14 protein-coding genes are annotated in these 13,927 nt (G+C 70.5%); 8 read left to right on the plus strand and 6 right to left on the minus strand.

The features are described 5' to 3' along the window. Positions 1 to 179 precede the first annotated feature (179 nt). From E0493_RS17290 to E0493_RS17300, 3 genes are all read right to left on the minus strand, one after another. Positions 180 to 1,118: a cation diffusion facilitator family transporter gene (locus E0493_RS17290; protein WP_160938494.1), complete on the minus strand. Its 939-nt coding sequence runs from the start codon at positions 1,116 to 1,118 to the stop codon at positions 180 to 182. 306 nt (positions 1,119 to 1,424) lie between these two features. Further along, positions 1,425 to 2,150 (minus strand): DUF2270 domain-containing protein, encoded by a 726-nt coding sequence (locus E0493_RS17295; protein WP_160938495.1) that lies wholly within the window; start codon positions 2,148 to 2,150, stop codon positions 1,425 to 1,427. A gap of 155 nt (positions 2,151 to 2,305) precedes the next feature. Continuing rightward, positions 2,306 to 2,671, minus strand: a complete 366-nt coding sequence (locus E0493_RS17300) for a hypothetical protein (protein ID WP_160938496.1) — start codon at positions 2,669 to 2,671, stop codon at positions 2,306 to 2,308. A gap of 465 nt (positions 2,672 to 3,136) precedes the next feature. Between E0493_RS17300 and E0493_RS17305 the strand changes: the two genes are divergently transcribed. The 5 genes from E0493_RS17305 (at position 3,137) to E0493_RS17325 (ending at position 6,948) form a co-directional block, all read left to right on the plus strand. Then, on the plus strand, positions 3,137 to 3,562 hold the full coding sequence (locus E0493_RS17305; protein WP_160938497.1) for a curli assembly protein CsgF: 426 nt from the start codon (positions 3,137 to 3,139) through the stop codon (positions 3,560 to 3,562). 10 nt (positions 3,563 to 3,572) lie between these two features. Then, complete coding sequence (locus tag E0493_RS17310) at positions 3,573 to 4,511, plus strand: CsgG/HfaB family protein (protein WP_160938498.1); 939 nt, start codon at positions 3,573 to 3,575, stop codon at positions 4,509 to 4,511. 157 nt (positions 4,512 to 4,668) lie between these two features. Further along, positions 4,669 to 5,802, plus strand: a complete 1,134-nt coding sequence (locus E0493_RS17315) for a hypothetical protein (RefSeq protein WP_160938499.1) — start codon at positions 4,669 to 4,671, stop codon at positions 5,800 to 5,802. A 131-nt stretch (positions 5,803 to 5,933) separates the two neighbouring features. Then, a complete protein-coding gene (locus E0493_RS17320) occupies positions 5,934 to 6,296 on the plus strand; it encodes a hypothetical protein (protein ID WP_160938500.1) in 363 nt (120 codons plus the stop codon). Continuing rightward, positions 6,286 to 6,948 carry a hypothetical protein gene (locus tag E0493_RS17325; RefSeq protein WP_160938501.1) on the plus strand — a complete coding sequence of 221 codons (663 nt, stop codon included), beginning with the start codon at positions 6,286 to 6,288 and terminating at the stop codon, positions 6,946 to 6,948. Before E0493_RS17320 ends, E0493_RS17325 begins: the two co-directional genes overlap by 11 nt. 341 nt (positions 6,949 to 7,289) lie before the next feature. On the opposite strand, the gene E0493_RS17330 is transcribed toward E0493_RS17325, so the two are convergent. After that, the gene (locus E0493_RS17330) at positions 7,290 to 7,496 is read right to left on the minus strand and encodes a heavy-metal-associated domain-containing protein (protein ID WP_202397187.1); all 207 of its coding nucleotides are present in this window, start codon (positions 7,494 to 7,496) and stop codon (positions 7,290 to 7,292) included. Between the two features lie 342 nt (positions 7,497 to 7,838). Between E0493_RS17330 and E0493_RS17335 the strand changes: the two genes are divergently transcribed. Genes E0493_RS17335 through E0493_RS17345 form a run of 3 tightly spaced genes read left to right on the plus strand, consistent with a single transcriptional unit; the run spans position 7,839 to position 10,194 of the window. Then, complete coding sequence (locus E0493_RS17335) at positions 7,839 to 8,879, plus strand: aldo/keto reductase (protein ID WP_367614535.1); 1,041 nt, start codon at positions 7,839 to 7,841, stop codon at positions 8,877 to 8,879. 11 nt (positions 8,880 to 8,890) lie between these two features. Continuing rightward, positions 8,891 to 9,757, plus strand: coding sequence for an amidohydrolase family protein (locus E0493_RS17340; RefSeq protein WP_160938502.1), 867 nt, complete (start codon positions 8,891 to 8,893; stop codon positions 9,755 to 9,757). Then, complete coding sequence (locus tag E0493_RS17345) at positions 9,751 to 10,194, plus strand: RbsD/FucU family protein (protein WP_160938503.1); 444 nt, start codon at positions 9,751 to 9,753, stop codon at positions 10,192 to 10,194. Before E0493_RS17340 ends, E0493_RS17345 begins: the two co-directional genes overlap by 7 nt. 137 nt (positions 10,195 to 10,331) lie before the next feature. Here the strand turns inward: E0493_RS17345 and gyrB are convergent, their stop codons facing one another. Together gyrB and recF are read right to left on the minus strand one after the other, a co-directional pair. Continuing rightward, positions 10,332 to 12,788 (minus strand): DNA topoisomerase (ATP-hydrolyzing) subunit B, encoded by a 2,457-nt coding sequence (gene gyrB / locus E0493_RS17350; RefSeq protein WP_160938504.1) that lies wholly within the window; start codon positions 12,786 to 12,788, stop codon positions 10,332 to 10,334. Between the two features lie 53 nt (positions 12,789 to 12,841). Continuing rightward, a partial coding sequence (gene recF, locus E0493_RS17355) for a DNA replication/repair protein RecF (protein ID WP_160938505.1) occupies positions 12,842 to 13,927 on the minus strand: 1,086 nt, incomplete at its 5' end.

Consider the following 13,927-nt stretch of genomic DNA (forward strand, 5'->3'; position numbering starts at 1 on the left):
CTTCCACAGCACGCTCCGGGTTGCGAGGAGCGCCATGCTAGCCGCCCTGCCGGCGGCGCAAAACTACTTTTCGAGGAATATCGAAATGTAAGGCTGCGGAAGCCGCCGTCTTGGAAGCGGATGCCGCCTCGTTTCGGCGGCGCGGGCAGCGGCCGGGGCACGGCGTGCCCGCCCGCCGCTCACACCACGTGGTCCGGCCGGAGCGCACAGGCCCGTGCCGCCTCCGGCGTCTCCAGTTGCACCGTCGGATGCGCGATGCCGAACCGTTCCTGGGCCTCGTGCTGGATGCGGTGCAGCAGGTCCCGGTCGGTCCGGCCGTCCTCGCGCACGAGGTGCGCCGTCAGGGCCGTTTCGGTGGTGCCCATGGCCCAGATGTGCAGGTCGTGGACCTCGGTCACGCCCGGCAGGCCGGCCAGCCACGCCTTCGCCTCGTCCGGGTCGATGCCGGGCGGGACCGCGGCCATCGCCAGGTTCACCGAGTCCCGCAGCAATCCCCAGGTGCCGACCAGGATCACCGCGGCAATGGCGAGGCTGACCGCCGGGTCCAGCCAGCGCCAGCCGGTCCATTGGATGAGCAGCGCGGCGAGGATGACGCCAACCGTGACGCCCGCATCCGCCGCCATGTGCAGAAAGGCGCCCCGGATGTTGATGTCGCCCTTGCGGCCGGACATGAAGAGCCACGCCGTCCCCGCGTTCACCACGACGCCGACCGCGGCCACCCAGAGCACCGTTCCGCTGGCGACCGGCGCGGGATCGGCGAGGCGGCGGACCGCTTCCCAGGCGATGGCCCCCACCGCGACCAGCAGCAGCACCGCGTTCGCCAGCGCGGCCAGGGTGGAGCTCGCCTTGTAGCCGTAGGTCCTGCGGCGGCTCGGGCCGCGGTTCGACAGCCAGCTTGCTCCCCAGGCCAGCAACAGTCCCAGCACATCCGAAAGATTGTGCCCGGCATCGGCGAGCAGGGCCAGCGATCCGGAAAGAACGCCGAAGACCCCCTCCAGGACGACATAGCCGAGGTTCAGGGCAACGCCGATGGCAAAGGCGCGCCCGAAACTGGCGGGCGCGTGGGAATGGCCGCTCCCACCGTGGTGGCTTTCCTCGTGGGTGTGGTCCGATGGCATCGCCGCTTCGCCCTCCCTGGTTTCCGCAGCCGCCCCGGCCCGGCGTTCCGAATACCGGCCTTCCAACGGCGCTCCCCCGCAGCGGGTTACACCTGTTCTCCCGTGCAGGCCGGCCCGCGCCGGCCGCCAGCCGGGCGAACGAAACGACGCTCGCGGCGGCTCGGGCGCAGGCGCTGGCCCATCGTCTCGCCGCGGAGGCCCGGGATCGCCGCCTGGCACGCTCCGCGAAGCGGAACGGTTCGCCGTCCGCGCGAGGCGGCGTCCTGCCGGACCCTGGAGATCGCCCTCGCCGCATCTTGCGCCGTTTCAGACATGGACGTCGCCATGAGCCAGCTCGCCCGACTTCTTGCGGGGGCGAAAGGTGGCATAGGTCAGCCAGCAGTAGAACGCGCCCACGGCCATGAGCACGACCCAGCCGGGAACCGGGCCGAGCGCCAGGTTCTGGATCGCGCCATGCACCGGCTTCGCGGGGTCCACCGGCGCCGCATCCCGCAGCAGCCAGGCAGACGAGACCTTCAGGATCCAGGCGGCCAGCAGCACCAGGAACATCCAGAAGTAGTTGCGGCGGAGCCTGCGCGACATCGCGGTTCGGCGCGAGATCAGGAAGCGCGGCGCGCGCAGATCCGCAGCCAGCCGCCCCGCCCAGTCTTCCGCTTCCTTTCCTCGCGGCGCGAAGACCTGCGCGTAGTAGTTCCGCTCGAGCGCACGCACGCGCGCCCGGTAGACGTCGAAGAAGCGGTAGCGCCGGGCCTCGATGGTGAGCAAAAGCATGACCAGCACCATGGCGAAAAGCAGAACGCCATGATGCGCGGCGGGCGTCGAGAGCGAGACGGACAGCATGCCCGCGACCACCGTGATCGCCCAGTTGCTTGTCAGGTCGATCCGGTCCCGCCAGCCTGTCATCCGCGCAATCTCCGCCCGGTGGAAATGGGCCAGAACGGTGATGGCCTCGCCGGTGGTGGCGGGAAGCGGCATGTTGAAGGCGCGCCGGGTTTCCCCATCACCCGGCAGTTCATCCTGAACGCTGTGCATGGCGACCTCTCCGTGAGCGCGGGGAGGTTAGCGGGCGTCAACCTCCCCCGGTAGCGGCGCCGGACGCGCGGAGCCAGGCGCGTGGCCTGCCGGCGCTGCCGAACCTGGAAAGGAGCCCTCCGCACCGGCGGCGGCCCGGTGGCCGGCGTGGCGCATCACCGCGCCCGGGTTCCGAGCGCGCCGCCCAGGAGTTCGAGGCGGCGAAGCTCCTTGGCCGCAGCCACCAGAACGGCCACGGACCCATCCTCGGCCGCCGCCAAGGCGGCGGCGAAGTGGCCTCCGCCTGCCTCGCGACGCGCCAGCCCGTCGAGCACAAAGGCCAGGCGCTCGCCGGGCGCCGTGCGCTCGAGGCAGAACACGCGCATGGTCCAGTCGGGATGGCGGGGAACGGCCGCAAGGGCAGCGCGCTTCAGCGCCGCCTTGACGTCCGTTCCTGGAGCGAGGCGGAACCTGCGGCCGATGTCCCGAACGGCTTCTCCATAGACGCGGACACGAATCGAGCGGGAGGGGTCATTTTGCATGCTGTTCGCCATGGGGCGATCTTCGCACGGAACCGGCGGCTGCCGGATGCGGCCATTCCGGCTCGCGCCAAGAACCGCCGCAGGCGTCGCGCGGTTGCAACAGGCCGCAGGGCCACAGGACCATCTGCGGACCTGATCGGCAGGATGGGCCGGCACATCCGGAAAGGCGGCCGAGATGGACAACCATAAGGTGTAAACCAAATGGGCGCGTTTTTACCACTTTAGGCCGGTCCGGCTCCGGCATTAATACTCTTCGCGACAACGATATATAGTTATAAATCAGGTTCTTATAAGTTCGCACGGATCAGTGATGGCGGAATGCGGATTAACCTGAGGTTCACCCCATTGCTCAAGCGACATTAATCCGCCTACACAGTTCCAGGCCAGAACGTCCAAAATTTTCGAATAATCTTTCTATTGGCTGTGGAGAGGATCGCTCACATGCAAACAAGGCTTGCGGCTTTCATGGCGCTCAGCTTGTGCGCGGCAGAGCCGGTCCTGGCCCGCGACCTCGTCTACCAGCCGGTCAACCCGGCTTTCGGCGGCAACCCCCTCAACGGCAGCTACCTGCTCGGCCTCGCCGGCGCCAACAACTGGCGCTACTCGGAAAGCCCCGAGGCCAAGAAGGAACGGCGTCAGCAGGAAGCCCTGAGCGGCGGCACCGACCCGGCCGCGCAGTTCGAGCGGCAGATCACCTCCAGCCTGCTCAGCCAGATCGCCTCCACCGTCGGCCAGCAGATCCTTGGCGAGAACGCCCGGGACAGCGGCACCTTCAACGTCGGCGGCACCATGGTGCGGTTCAACCGGGTGGGCGGCCAGATCAACATCGACATCACCGAGGCGTCCACCGGCGGCCGGACCAACATCCAGATCCCCGCCCCGCAGTTCTGAGAGAGCCCCCATGTCGTATCGCGCGGTCCTTGCCCTTTCCCTGGGCATGCTGAGCCTTGCCGCCTGCGGCACGGCCCCGGCGACCATGATGGCGGAGCAGCCCACCCTGGGCGCCCGGCCGCAGTCCACCTCGGAGCTCGTCGCCCTGCCCGCCCCCGAGCGCCGCCTCGACGTCGCGGTCTTCAGCTTCCAGGACCAGACGGGGCAGCACCGCCCGAACGAGAACTTCGCCGAGTATTCCTTCGCCGTCACGCAGGGCGGCGCCTCGATCCTGATCAACGCCCTGAAGGAGGCGGGCGGCCAGAGCCGCTGGTTCAACGTGCTGGAGCGCAACCGGCTGGCCGACCTGTTGCAGGAGCGCCAGATCATCCGCGCCAACCGCTCCGAGCATGTCGGCCCCGGCGGCCAGCCGCTGCCGCCGCTCGCCCCGCTGCGCAACGCGGGCATCATGATCACGGGCGGCATCATCGGCTATGACAGCAACGTGCTGACCGGCGGCGCGGGCGCGACCTTCCTCGGCATCGGCGGCACCACCGAATACCGGCGCGACAACGTCTCGGTCTACCTGCGCGCGGTCAGCATCGCCACCGGCGAGGTGCTGGTCAGCGTGACCACCGACAAGACCATCTACTCCGTCGCCCTGCAGGGGCTCGCCAACCGCTACGTCGGCTGGAACAAGCTGCTCCAGATCGAGGCGGGCGTGACCACCAACGAGCCTCGCCAGCTGGCCGTGCGCCAGGCGATCGAAAAGGCGGTCTACGCCATGGTCGCGGAGGGCGCGGAGAAGGGCTACTGGCGCTTCGCCGACGAGGCGCAGGGCCGGGCGGTCATCCACAACTACCTGGAGACACGCGACGGACAGGTTCCGGCGATGACGGCCGCCATGGCACCGCGGAGCGGGCCCGGCGACGCCAGCGACGGCACGCGCCCCGGCAGCGGGCGCTCATGAGATCCCGGCCGCGGCGGGGGGCAACCCGCCGCGGCCGGAGGAGGGAATCGCGGTGCGATGAGGCCTGACACTCCGCCATCACCGCGACGAAAGGCCGGAGGCGGCTGCAACCGCCTTCGGGTCGTCCAGGCAACTCAACTCCATCGAGAGAGATAGCATGCGCAAGCTCCTTCTCGCCACCGCCGCCACCCTGGCCCTGTCCAGCGGCGCCTTCGCGGCCGACTACAACTCCGCCTATGTCGAGCAGGTCGGCGGCAGCAACAACGAGGCCTTTCAGGACCAGAGCGGCGACCACAACACCGCCCGCGCCTACCAGACGGGGGGCCGGAGCAACGAAATCGGCCAGAAGCAGTCGGGCTCCTACAACAGCGCCCATGCCTCGCAGAATTCCGGCACCCGCGGGGGCCTGATCGAGCAGGACCAGGGCGGCCGCAACAACACCGCATCCGCCGCGCAGGTGGATGTCTCCTCCAGCGGCAAGATCGCCCAGAAGCAGCGCGGCGCCTACAACAGGGCGGAGGCGACGCAGACCAACAGCAGCGGCGTGCTGATCTCGCAGGACCAGAACGGCTCCGGCAACAAGGCCACGGCCACGCAGACCCAGACCAACGGGGTTCTCTTCTTCAAGTCCTCCATCGCCCAGAAGCAGTCCGGCGACAACAACACGGCCGCGGCGACGCAGGACCACGCCGCCGCCGTCACCATCCTGCAGACGCAGTCCGGCGTCTATCACAAGGCCTATGCCTCCCAGGTCGCGGGAACCTACGCTTCCGGCATCGAGCAGGCCCAGTCCGGCCACGGCGGCAACGAAGCCTCCGCCTGGCAGTCCAATGTCGGCGTGAGCAACATCGACCAGAAGCAGGACGGCGCCGGCAACTGGGCCAGCGCCCGGCAGTCGAACAGCGGCCTGGTCTTCATCACGCAGACCCAGACCGGTGACCACAACCGTGCCGAAGCGGAGCAGTCCGCGACGGTGGGCAGCAGCATCAGCCAGACCCAGGGCGGCAACTACCAGTCTGCGAAGGCGGAGCAGCGCGGCACGGCCGGCAGCCGCATCATCCAGGTCCAGGGCGAGCGCGGCCACAGCAGCGGCAACCAAGCCATCGCCTTCCAGATCTCGGCTGAGGAAGGCCTGATCAAGCAGACGCAGTCCGGCTACGGCAACTACGCCTACGCCTACCAGTCCGGCGTCAGCAACCAGATCGTCCAGATCCAGGCCGGCACGGGCAACTCCGCCATCGCCAACCAGTACGGCGGCAGCGGCAACACCGTGACGCAGACGCAGCGCTGAGGCCTGCAGGCCGCTCCCAACGGAGCGGCCGACCGGCCGGGGACGGTGCGCATCCGCCCCCGGCCTTGCCTTTCCCCGGCACGCACGGGCCGTGAACGCGCACGGCTCGACACCCTGACCTGGAGGTCTCCATGCGCAAGCTCCTCGCCCTGCTGGCCGCCGCCCTTCCGGCGGCTGCCCATGCGCAGGACAGCGTCGTCTCCACCCAGCAGGTTTCGCAGCAGCGCCTCGTCTCCCGCGGCGGCGGTCACCATGCCGAGACCATCCAGGTGGGCAGCGGCAACACCGCCGAGACCTTCCAGTCCGGCGGCGGGCACCGGGCGGTCATCCGGCAGGACGGCATCGGCAATTCCGCGGCCATCCGGCAGTCCGGCTACGGCCTCAGCGCGGAAAGCGCGCAGCTCGGCACCACGCCGGGCCTCTCCATCACGCAGTCCGCCGGCGCGGGCTCGATCCGGGTCCAGCAATACGGTCCCGGCACCAATGGCCGCTAGACCGGCCCTCGCCCCCGTCCTGGTCCTGGCCCTTGCGCTCGGGCCGGTGATTTCGGTGCCGGCCTTCGCCCAGCGCCAGCCGACGCTGCCAGGCCAGCCAGGGGTGCCTGCCGTCACCTGCGGTCCCTCCAACAACAGCCCGGCCTGCCAGTCCCTCCGGCAGGCGGTGCCGGGCGGCTCGATCCCAGGGGTGGTCGCGCCACGCCTGGCGGAGCCGCCTGCCTTCCGTTGGCCGCAGCCGGAACCCCTGGGCGACATGGCTCCGCAACGGCTGATCCCGCCGCGCATCCAAGCCTTTCTCCGCGACCCGCGCATCGACCCGCTGACGCGGGCCTATCTGCTGAGCCTCGGCGGCCGTAAGCGCGAGCGATGGAGCGTGCAGGACCTTCAGACCCTGAGCGCCCTCATCCCGACCCTCACCGAGCTCATGGTGCCGACCGCGCTCATCAGCGAACTCTACGAGTTTCTCGGCCTGGACCCGGCAAGCCTGTTCGAGCCGCAGCTCGGCGAGGGCTGGCAGGCGGCCTCAACGGCGCAGGACCCCCGCCGGCGGTTCCGCCGGGCCGAACGGTGCCTCCGCCTGACGGAGCAGGCGCAGGCGGATCCTTCCCAGGTGCTGGTGGAAGATCTCCTTAACTGCGACGCGGACTGACGCGCCCTCCGCTCCTTCGCGCTCCATTCCCCTGAAGGAGGCCGACGCCTTCCGCCGGCATGGCGCCGCGCCCCTCCCGCCGGCGATGCGGCCGCACGGCGTCGGAGCGGCCATGCCGCCCTCCCGGGTGGCTTGCCCCGGCGGGCGGCGCCTGATCGATCCCGGGAGAAGCGGGACAGGCCGACATGGGAAGGTCAGGCAGGCTTGCGGCCAGGTTCCGCCGGGCCGGAACCACGCCCCGCCACTGCCTGGCCACACCCATGCCGCGCGTGGCGGCGGAGCACCCTGCCCCTGCGGCCGCGGGCCTGCGCAACACCGCAAGCCCGCGGCCGCGCGGGGCGTCAGGCCACCAGACGCTCGCTATGCCAGCCCGCGTCGCGAAGGGCGCGGTCCAGGCGATCGGCGTCGGCGGCCGTATTCTCCACGGCGGCCTCGCGCCGCTCCAGGTTGACATGGACCACGGCCTCCGGGTCCACCTCGCGCAGGGTGGCGGTCACGCCCTTGGCGCAGCCGCCACAGGCCATGTTCAGGATCTTGAAGCGCGGCATGGATGCCTCCTTCGCGTTGCGATCATTCCGCGGAGATGGGGATTCCCACTATGGGAAGGTCAAGCCCACCAGCGGAATGCCCCGCTCGGCGCCTGGCCGGCCGCGCGGCGCATCGGCGGCGCAGGCCGGCAAGTCGCCTCCGGGCCCGGCCTCACCCGCTGCCTGACGTGGCCGTTTTGCGGTTGTACGGCCCGCAGGATGGTTTCATGGTGGCGGCCATCAAGGCCGGACTTGGCGGTCAGTCACCACCGCGGCGAGGTTGGCAAGATGGCGATCAACACCATGCTGCCCTTCGAGCCGGCCAGCGGGGCATGACCCGCTTCGCCCGAGGCGCGCTGTAAGGTGGCTGAGCGCGCGCCTGGCCTGCCGTCCCGCCCGCTCGGGCGCACCGGCATTCCGGTTTCCTGCATCGGCTTCGGCACCGCGCCGCTGGGCGACCTCTACGCCCGGCTGGACGAGCGCACGGCGATCGACGCCGTGGCCACCGCCATCACCCTGGGGGTGACGCTGCTGGACACCTCCCCGCTCTACGGCCATGGGCTGGCGGAGCACCGCTGCGGCACCGCATTGCGCATCGCCGGCCAGGAAGGCGCGAGGCGGGACGGCGTGGTGCTCTCCACCAAGGTTGGGCGCTGGATGGCGCCGCGCGAGGGCCGCGGCGACGGCTCGAACTTCGCCGGCGGCCTGCCGCACCGCGCGGTGGTGGACTATTCCTTCGACGGCACGCTGCGCAGCGTCGAGCAGTCCCTGCTGCGCCTCGGCACCGACCGCATCGAGGTGCTGCTGATCCACGACGTGGACGTCTGGACCCATGGCGGGCAAATGGAGCAGCGCTTCCGCGAGGCGATGGAGGGCGCCTACCCCGCGCTGCACCGGCTGCGGGCCGAGGGCGTGGTGAAGGCCATCGGCGTCGGCGTGAACGAGAGCGCGATGTGTGCGCGCTTCGCCCGCGCGGGCGACTTCGACACCATGCTGCTGGCCGGCCGCTACACCCTGCTGGAACAGGCGGCGCTGGACGAGTTCCTGCCGCTGGCGCTGGAGAAGGGCATCGGCGTCATGCTCGGCGGCGTGTTCAATTCCGGCGTGCTGGCGACCGGCGCCATCCCCGGCGCCAAGTACAACTATCGCGACGCGCCGCCCGAGGTGCTCGACCGCGTGCGGCGGATGGAGGCGATCTGCGCCGCCCATGCGGTGCGGCTGCCCGATGCGGCGCTGTGGTTCGGCCTGGCGCATCGGGCGGTCGCCTCCGTGGTGCTGGGCGGCGGCAGCCCGGAGGAGGTGCGCCGCAACCTCTCGGCCCTGGAACGGCCGGTGCCGGCGGCCTTCTGGGCGGAGCTGCGCGCCGCCGGCCTGCTGCGCGCCGACGCGCCCGTGCCGGCATGAGCCCGCCCCCTATGGGCCCGTTACGCATCGACGCGCACCAGCACTACTGGGCGCTCGCGCGCGGCGACTACGGCTGGCTGACGCCGGCGATGACGCCGATCCACCGGGACTTCGCGCCCGCCGACCTCGACCCGCTGCTGCGCGAGGCCGGCATCGCCGGCACCATTGCGGTGCAGGCCGCGCCGACCAAGGCGGAAACGCGCTACCTGCTGGACCTCGCCGCCGGCTGCCGCAGCATTCTCGGCGTGGTCGGCTGGAGCGAGCTGGAGGCACCCGACGCCCCGGCCCGCATCCGCGCCCTGGCGGCGGACCCGCTGCTGGTCGGGTTGCGGCCGATGCTGCACGACATCCCGGATGACGACTGGCTGCTCCGCCCGGCGCTCGCCCCGGCCGTGGCGGAGATGCAGGCACAGGGCCTGGTCTTCGACGCCTTGGTGCGCCCACGGCACCTGCCCCGGCTGATCCGCTTCGCGGAGGCCCATCCCGGCCTGCCGGTGGTGATCGACCACCTCGCCAAGCCGGAGATCGCCGCCGGGCCGGCGGGGCCGGGCCGGGCGGCCTGGGCGCGCGACATGGCGGCGCTGGCGGCGATGCCGCAGGTGAGCTGCAAGCTCTCCGGCATGGCCACCGAGGCCGGGCCGGACTGGGACGCGGCGCGGCTGCGCCCCTTCGCCGACCTCGCGCTCGACCTGTTCGGGCCGGAGCGGCTGCTCTGGGGCAGCGACTGGCCGGTGCTGCGGCTGGCCGGCAGCTACGCGCAATGGTGGCAGGCCACGGCGGACCTGCTGGCCGCGCAGCCGCCAGCGGCGCGGGACGCCATCCTCGGCGGCAACGCGGCGCGGATCTACCTGGGCCGGCGCGGGCGCCGGCCATGCTGAAGGGCCTCCATCCCCTCCTCTCGCCCGACCTCCTCTGGGTGCTGGCCGCGATGGGCCATGGCGACGACCTGGTGCTGGTGGATGCCAACCATCCGGCCGCCGCCATCGCCCGCTCCACCGCCACGGGCCGCCTCGTCACCCTGCCCGGCCTGCGCATGGCGGAGGTGGCGGCGGCGATCCTGTCCGTGCTGCCGATCGACGACTTCGAGCCCGCCCCGGTGCGGCGCATGGAGGTGGTCGGCGCGCCGGAGGACCTGCCGGCGGTGCAAGGCGAGGTGCAGGCGGAGTTCGCGCGCGCCGTGCCGGGCCTGAAGATGCAGGGGCTGGAGCGCTTCGCCTTCTACGCGGCGGCGCGGGCCGGCTTCGCCGTGGTGCAGGTCGGCGATGCCCGGCCCTATGGCTGCTTCCTGCTGCGCAAGGGCGTCATCGCGGGCTGAACGGTGCGCGGCGCCGCAGGCGCCTCGTGCGGCCAAGTTCTTCCGGGGAAAGGTCATGGAAGAACCACGGGCCGCAAAAAACAAGCCGCCACACCGAAGTGTGGCGGCCGCTATCCGTCGCGTGCCTCAGCGCGCGGTCACACGTCCAGGTTCGCCACCTTCAGCGCGTTGCCGACGATGAATTCGCGGCGCGGCTCGACAACGTCGCCCATCAGCGTGGAGAACACCTGCTCGGCATCCTCCACATCCTCGATCTTCACCTGCAGCAAGGTGCGGGTGGACGGGTCCAGCGTGGTCTGCCAGAGCTGCTCCGGGTTCATCTCGCCCAGCCCCTTGAAGCGCTGGATGGCCAGCCCCTTGCGGCCCTGCGCCAGGATGCGATCCAGCGCCGAGAGCGGGCCGGCGACGCGGATGCTGGTGCCGTCGAGCGCCAGGATGGCCGGCTCCGTCCAGGCGGCGGCGAGCGCGGCGTGGCGCTCGTTCAGCCAGCGGGCATCGGCACCGCGCAGGGCGGCATTGTCCAGCCGGTGGCGGTCGGCCACGCCACGCACGGTGCGGCCCATCACCAGCCCCTCGGCGCCCGGTGCGACCTTCCACCCCCGCTCGGAAGGCGGCGCCAACGCGTCGAGCCGTCCGGCCAGCAGCGGCGCTGCCGCCAGGGCGCGTTCGGAGTCAGCGGTCAGGGCGCCGGCGATGGCGGCCTGCTCGACCAATTCGGCCGGCAGCCCGGCGGAGAGGCGGCGAATGCGGCCGGCGGTCTGCCGCAGGGCCTCCACCACTTCTTGCAGTTCGTCGCCCTCCACCGTGCGGCCATCCGAGAAGCTCAGGCGCGCGTTGTGGAGTGCCTTCTCCAGCAGGAAGTCCTCCAGCGCCCGGTCGTCCTTCAGGTAGCGCTCCTCGTTGCCACGCTTGGCGCGGTACAGCGGCGGCTGGGCGATGTAGAGGTGCCCGCGCTGCAGCAGTTCCGGCATCTGCCGGAAGAAGAAGGTCAGCAGCAGCGTGCGGATGTGCGAGCCGTCCACGTCCGCGTCGGTCATGATGACGATGCGGTGGTAGCGCAGCTTGTCCGCGGAGAAGCCGCCCCGCTCCACCGGCCCGGTGCCGATGCCGGTGCCGAGCGCGGTGATCAGCGTGCCGATTTCGGCCGAGGAAAGCATCTTATCGATGCGCGCCCGCTCGACGTTCAGGATCTTGCCCTTCAGCGGCAGGATCGCCTGGAAGCGGCGGTCGCGACCCTGCTTGGCGGAGCCGCCGGCCGAGTCACCCTCGACCAGGAACAGCTCGCACTTGGTCGGGTCCTTCTCCTGGCAGTCGGCGAGCTTGCCCGGCAGCGTCGAGATGTCGAGCGCGTTCTTGCGGCCGACCTTCTCGCGCGCCATCTGCGCCGCCTTGCGGGCGGCGGCGGCGAGCACGACCTGGTCGAGGATCAGCTTGGCTTCCTTGGGGTGCGTCTCGAACCAGTGGCCCAGCGCATCGGCGACCGCCGCATGCACCACCGGCTGCACCTCGGAGGAGACCAGCTTGTCCTTGGTCTGCGAGGAGAATTTCGGGTCCGGCACCTTCACCGAGACGACGGCGGTCAGGCCTTCGCGCATGTCCTCGCCGGACAGTTCAACCTTTTCCTTCTTCGCCAGATCCTCGGCATACTTCGTCACGACGCGGGTGAGCGCCTGGCGGAAGCCGGCCTGGTGCGTGCCGCCGTCGCGCTGCGGAATGTTGTTGGTGAAGCAGAGCGCCAGCTCATGCGGGCTGCTGTTCCACCACATCGCCAGCTCCACCTGGATGCCGCCGCCTTCCTTCGCCTTGAGGCTGATGGGCGGCTTGAAGATCGGCTCCTTGGAGCGGTCCAGCCACTCGACGAAGGCGGTCAGGCCACCGTCGAAGCGAAAGGAAACCTCGCGCGGCGGCTCGCCCGCTTCGACGGGCCGTTCGTCACGCAGGAAGATGGCGAGGCCGGAATTGAGGAAGGCCAGCTCGCGCAGGCGCTTCTCCAGCACGGCGAAGTCGTACTCGGTGCGGGTGAAGGTGCCGGCGGAGGGCTTGAACACGACGCGGGTGCCGCGCGTATGGTCGGAAGGGCCGACGACCTTCAGCGGCTGCACCGTCTCGCCATGCTCGAAGCGGATGGAATGCTCCTGGCCATCGCGCCAGATGGAAACCTGCATCCATTCGGAGAGCGCATTGACCACGGCGGCGCCGACGCCATGCAGGCCACCCGAGACCTTGTAGGAATTCTGGTTGAACTTGCCGCCGGCATGCAGCCGGGTCAGCACCACCTCGGCGGCGGAAACGCCTTCCTCGACGTGGATGTCGGTGGGGATGCCACGTCCGTCATCGGTGACGGAGACGGAGCCGTCCGCGTTCAGCACCACCTCGCAGCGCGTGGCATAGCCGGCCTGCGCCTCGTCCACGGCATTGTCGATGATCTCGAAAGCCATGTGGTGCAGGCCCGAACCATCGTCGGTGTCGCCGATATACATGCCCGGGCGTTTGCGAACGGCTTCCAGCCCGCGCAGCACGGTGATGGAGGCGCTGTCATAGGCATCCGCCATCGGCTCGGTGGCGGAGGACGGCGCGCGCACGGACTCACTCATGCCGGCGGGAAACTCCTGTTTGAGATCACTGAAAGTGAAAATATTATAGCAGCTTATATGTCAGCCGACACGGGGAAATCGGCGGCCGGCCGGAGGCTGCCCGGGACTGCCTCAAGGAACTGTGCCCGCCCCTGGAGAGCCGCGAAGGGCGCGAACTCGGTGCCCGTCAGAAAACTCTGCGCGGGCAGGGCGTGAAGCGCCTCGAACAGGGCAGCGCGTCGCTGCGGATCGAGATGCGCGGCGACCTCGTCCAGCAGCAGCAGTGGCGCGAAGCCGCGATGCTCCGCCACCAAAGCCGCCTGCGCCAGCACAATGCTGACCAGGAGCGCCTTCTGTTCGCCGGTGGAGCAAAGTTCGGCGGGAATCTCGCGGGGCAGGAGGGTGAGGCGCAGATCGGTGCGGTGCGCGCCCTGACGCGCACCGCCTGCGGCGGCATCGCGAGATCGGTCGCCTGCCAGGGCGGCGCGCAGTTCCTCTTCGACCGCAAGCGCAGGCTGCTCAGCCAAGGCCGCCGCGATGGGGCAAGCCAGCTCCAGCCGGGCCGCGGGGAAGGAGCCGGCAATCCCGCTTTCCAGCGCCTCGTTCAGGCGCGAGGCAGTCGCGCGGCGCCGGGCTATCGCAGCGACGGCGTGGCGGGCCATGTTGTCCTCCAGGGCCGTCAGCCAAGCGGCATCCCGCCGCCCTTCCGCCAACAACCGGTTGCGCTGGCTCATCGCGGCATCATGCGCGGTCACGTCTCGCGCATGGCTAGGCTCCAGTGACCAGACAAGGCGGTCCAGGAACCGGCGCCGGCCGCTGGTACTTTCCTGGAACAGGCGATCCATTTGTGGCGTGACCCACAGGGCGGCCACATGGCGCGACAGCTCGGTCTGGTTGCGAATGGCGGCGCCGTCCAGGCGAAAATTGCGCCGCTCCTGGCCGGCTTCCGCGCCCGTGCCGATGATGACCGGCCCCGCCGGCCCCTCGAAATGGCCAGCCACGACCCAGGGCAACGCCGCTTTCCCTTCCTGTCGCGGCAACTCGCTGGCGCGCGCGGCCCGCAGGCCACGCCCTGGCCCGAGCAGGCTGATCGCTTCAAGAAGGTTGGTTTTGCCCACTCCGTTCCGCCCACCGATGACCAGCAGCTGTGCCTCGAAGCG

The sequence above is a fragment of the Teichococcus coralli genome (genome assembly GCF_009829925.1).
Taxonomy (GTDB): domain Bacteria; phylum Pseudomonadota; class Alphaproteobacteria; order Acetobacterales; family Acetobacteraceae; genus Pseudoroseomonas; species Pseudoroseomonas coralli.

What these genes read in the sequence shown, in the direction of transcription:
- E0493_RS17290 (WP_160938494.1), bottom strand. Translation starts at nt 1,118, where the DNA reads ATGCCATCGGACCACACCCACGAGGAAAGCCACCACGGTGGGAGCGGC.
- E0493_RS17295 (WP_160938495.1), bottom strand. Translation starts at nt 2,150, where the DNA reads ATGCACAGCGTTCAGGATGAACTGCCGGGTGATGGGGAAACCCGGCGC.
- E0493_RS17300 (WP_160938496.1), bottom strand. Translation starts at nt 2,671, where the DNA reads ATGCAAAATGACCCCTCCCGCTCGATTCGTGTCCGCGTCTATGGAGAA.
- E0493_RS17305 (WP_160938497.1), top strand. Translation starts at nt 3,137, where the DNA reads ATGGCGCTCAGCTTGTGCGCGGCAGAGCCGGTCCTGGCCCGCGACCTC.
- E0493_RS17310 (WP_160938498.1), top strand. Translation starts at nt 3,573, where the DNA reads ATGTCGTATCGCGCGGTCCTTGCCCTTTCCCTGGGCATGCTGAGCCTT.
- E0493_RS17315 (WP_160938499.1), top strand. Translation starts at nt 4,669, where the DNA reads ATGCGCAAGCTCCTTCTCGCCACCGCCGCCACCCTGGCCCTGTCCAGC.
- E0493_RS17320 (WP_160938500.1), top strand. Translation starts at nt 5,934, where the DNA reads ATGCGCAAGCTCCTCGCCCTGCTGGCCGCCGCCCTTCCGGCGGCTGCC.
- E0493_RS17325 (WP_160938501.1), top strand. Translation starts at nt 6,286, where the DNA reads ATGGCCGCTAGACCGGCCCTCGCCCCCGTCCTGGTCCTGGCCCTTGCG.
- E0493_RS17330 (WP_202397187.1), bottom strand. Translation starts at nt 7,496, where the DNA reads ATGCCGCGCTTCAAGATCCTGAACATGGCCTGTGGCGGCTGCGCCAAG.
- E0493_RS17340 (WP_160938502.1), top strand. Translation starts at nt 8,891, where the DNA reads ATGGGCCCGTTACGCATCGACGCGCACCAGCACTACTGGGCGCTCGCG.
- E0493_RS17345 (WP_160938503.1), top strand. Translation starts at nt 9,751, where the DNA reads ATGCTGAAGGGCCTCCATCCCCTCCTCTCGCCCGACCTCCTCTGGGTG.
- gyrB (WP_160938504.1), bottom strand. Translation starts at nt 12,788, where the DNA reads ATGAGTGAGTCCGTGCGCGCGCCGTCCTCCGCCACCGAGCCGATGGCG.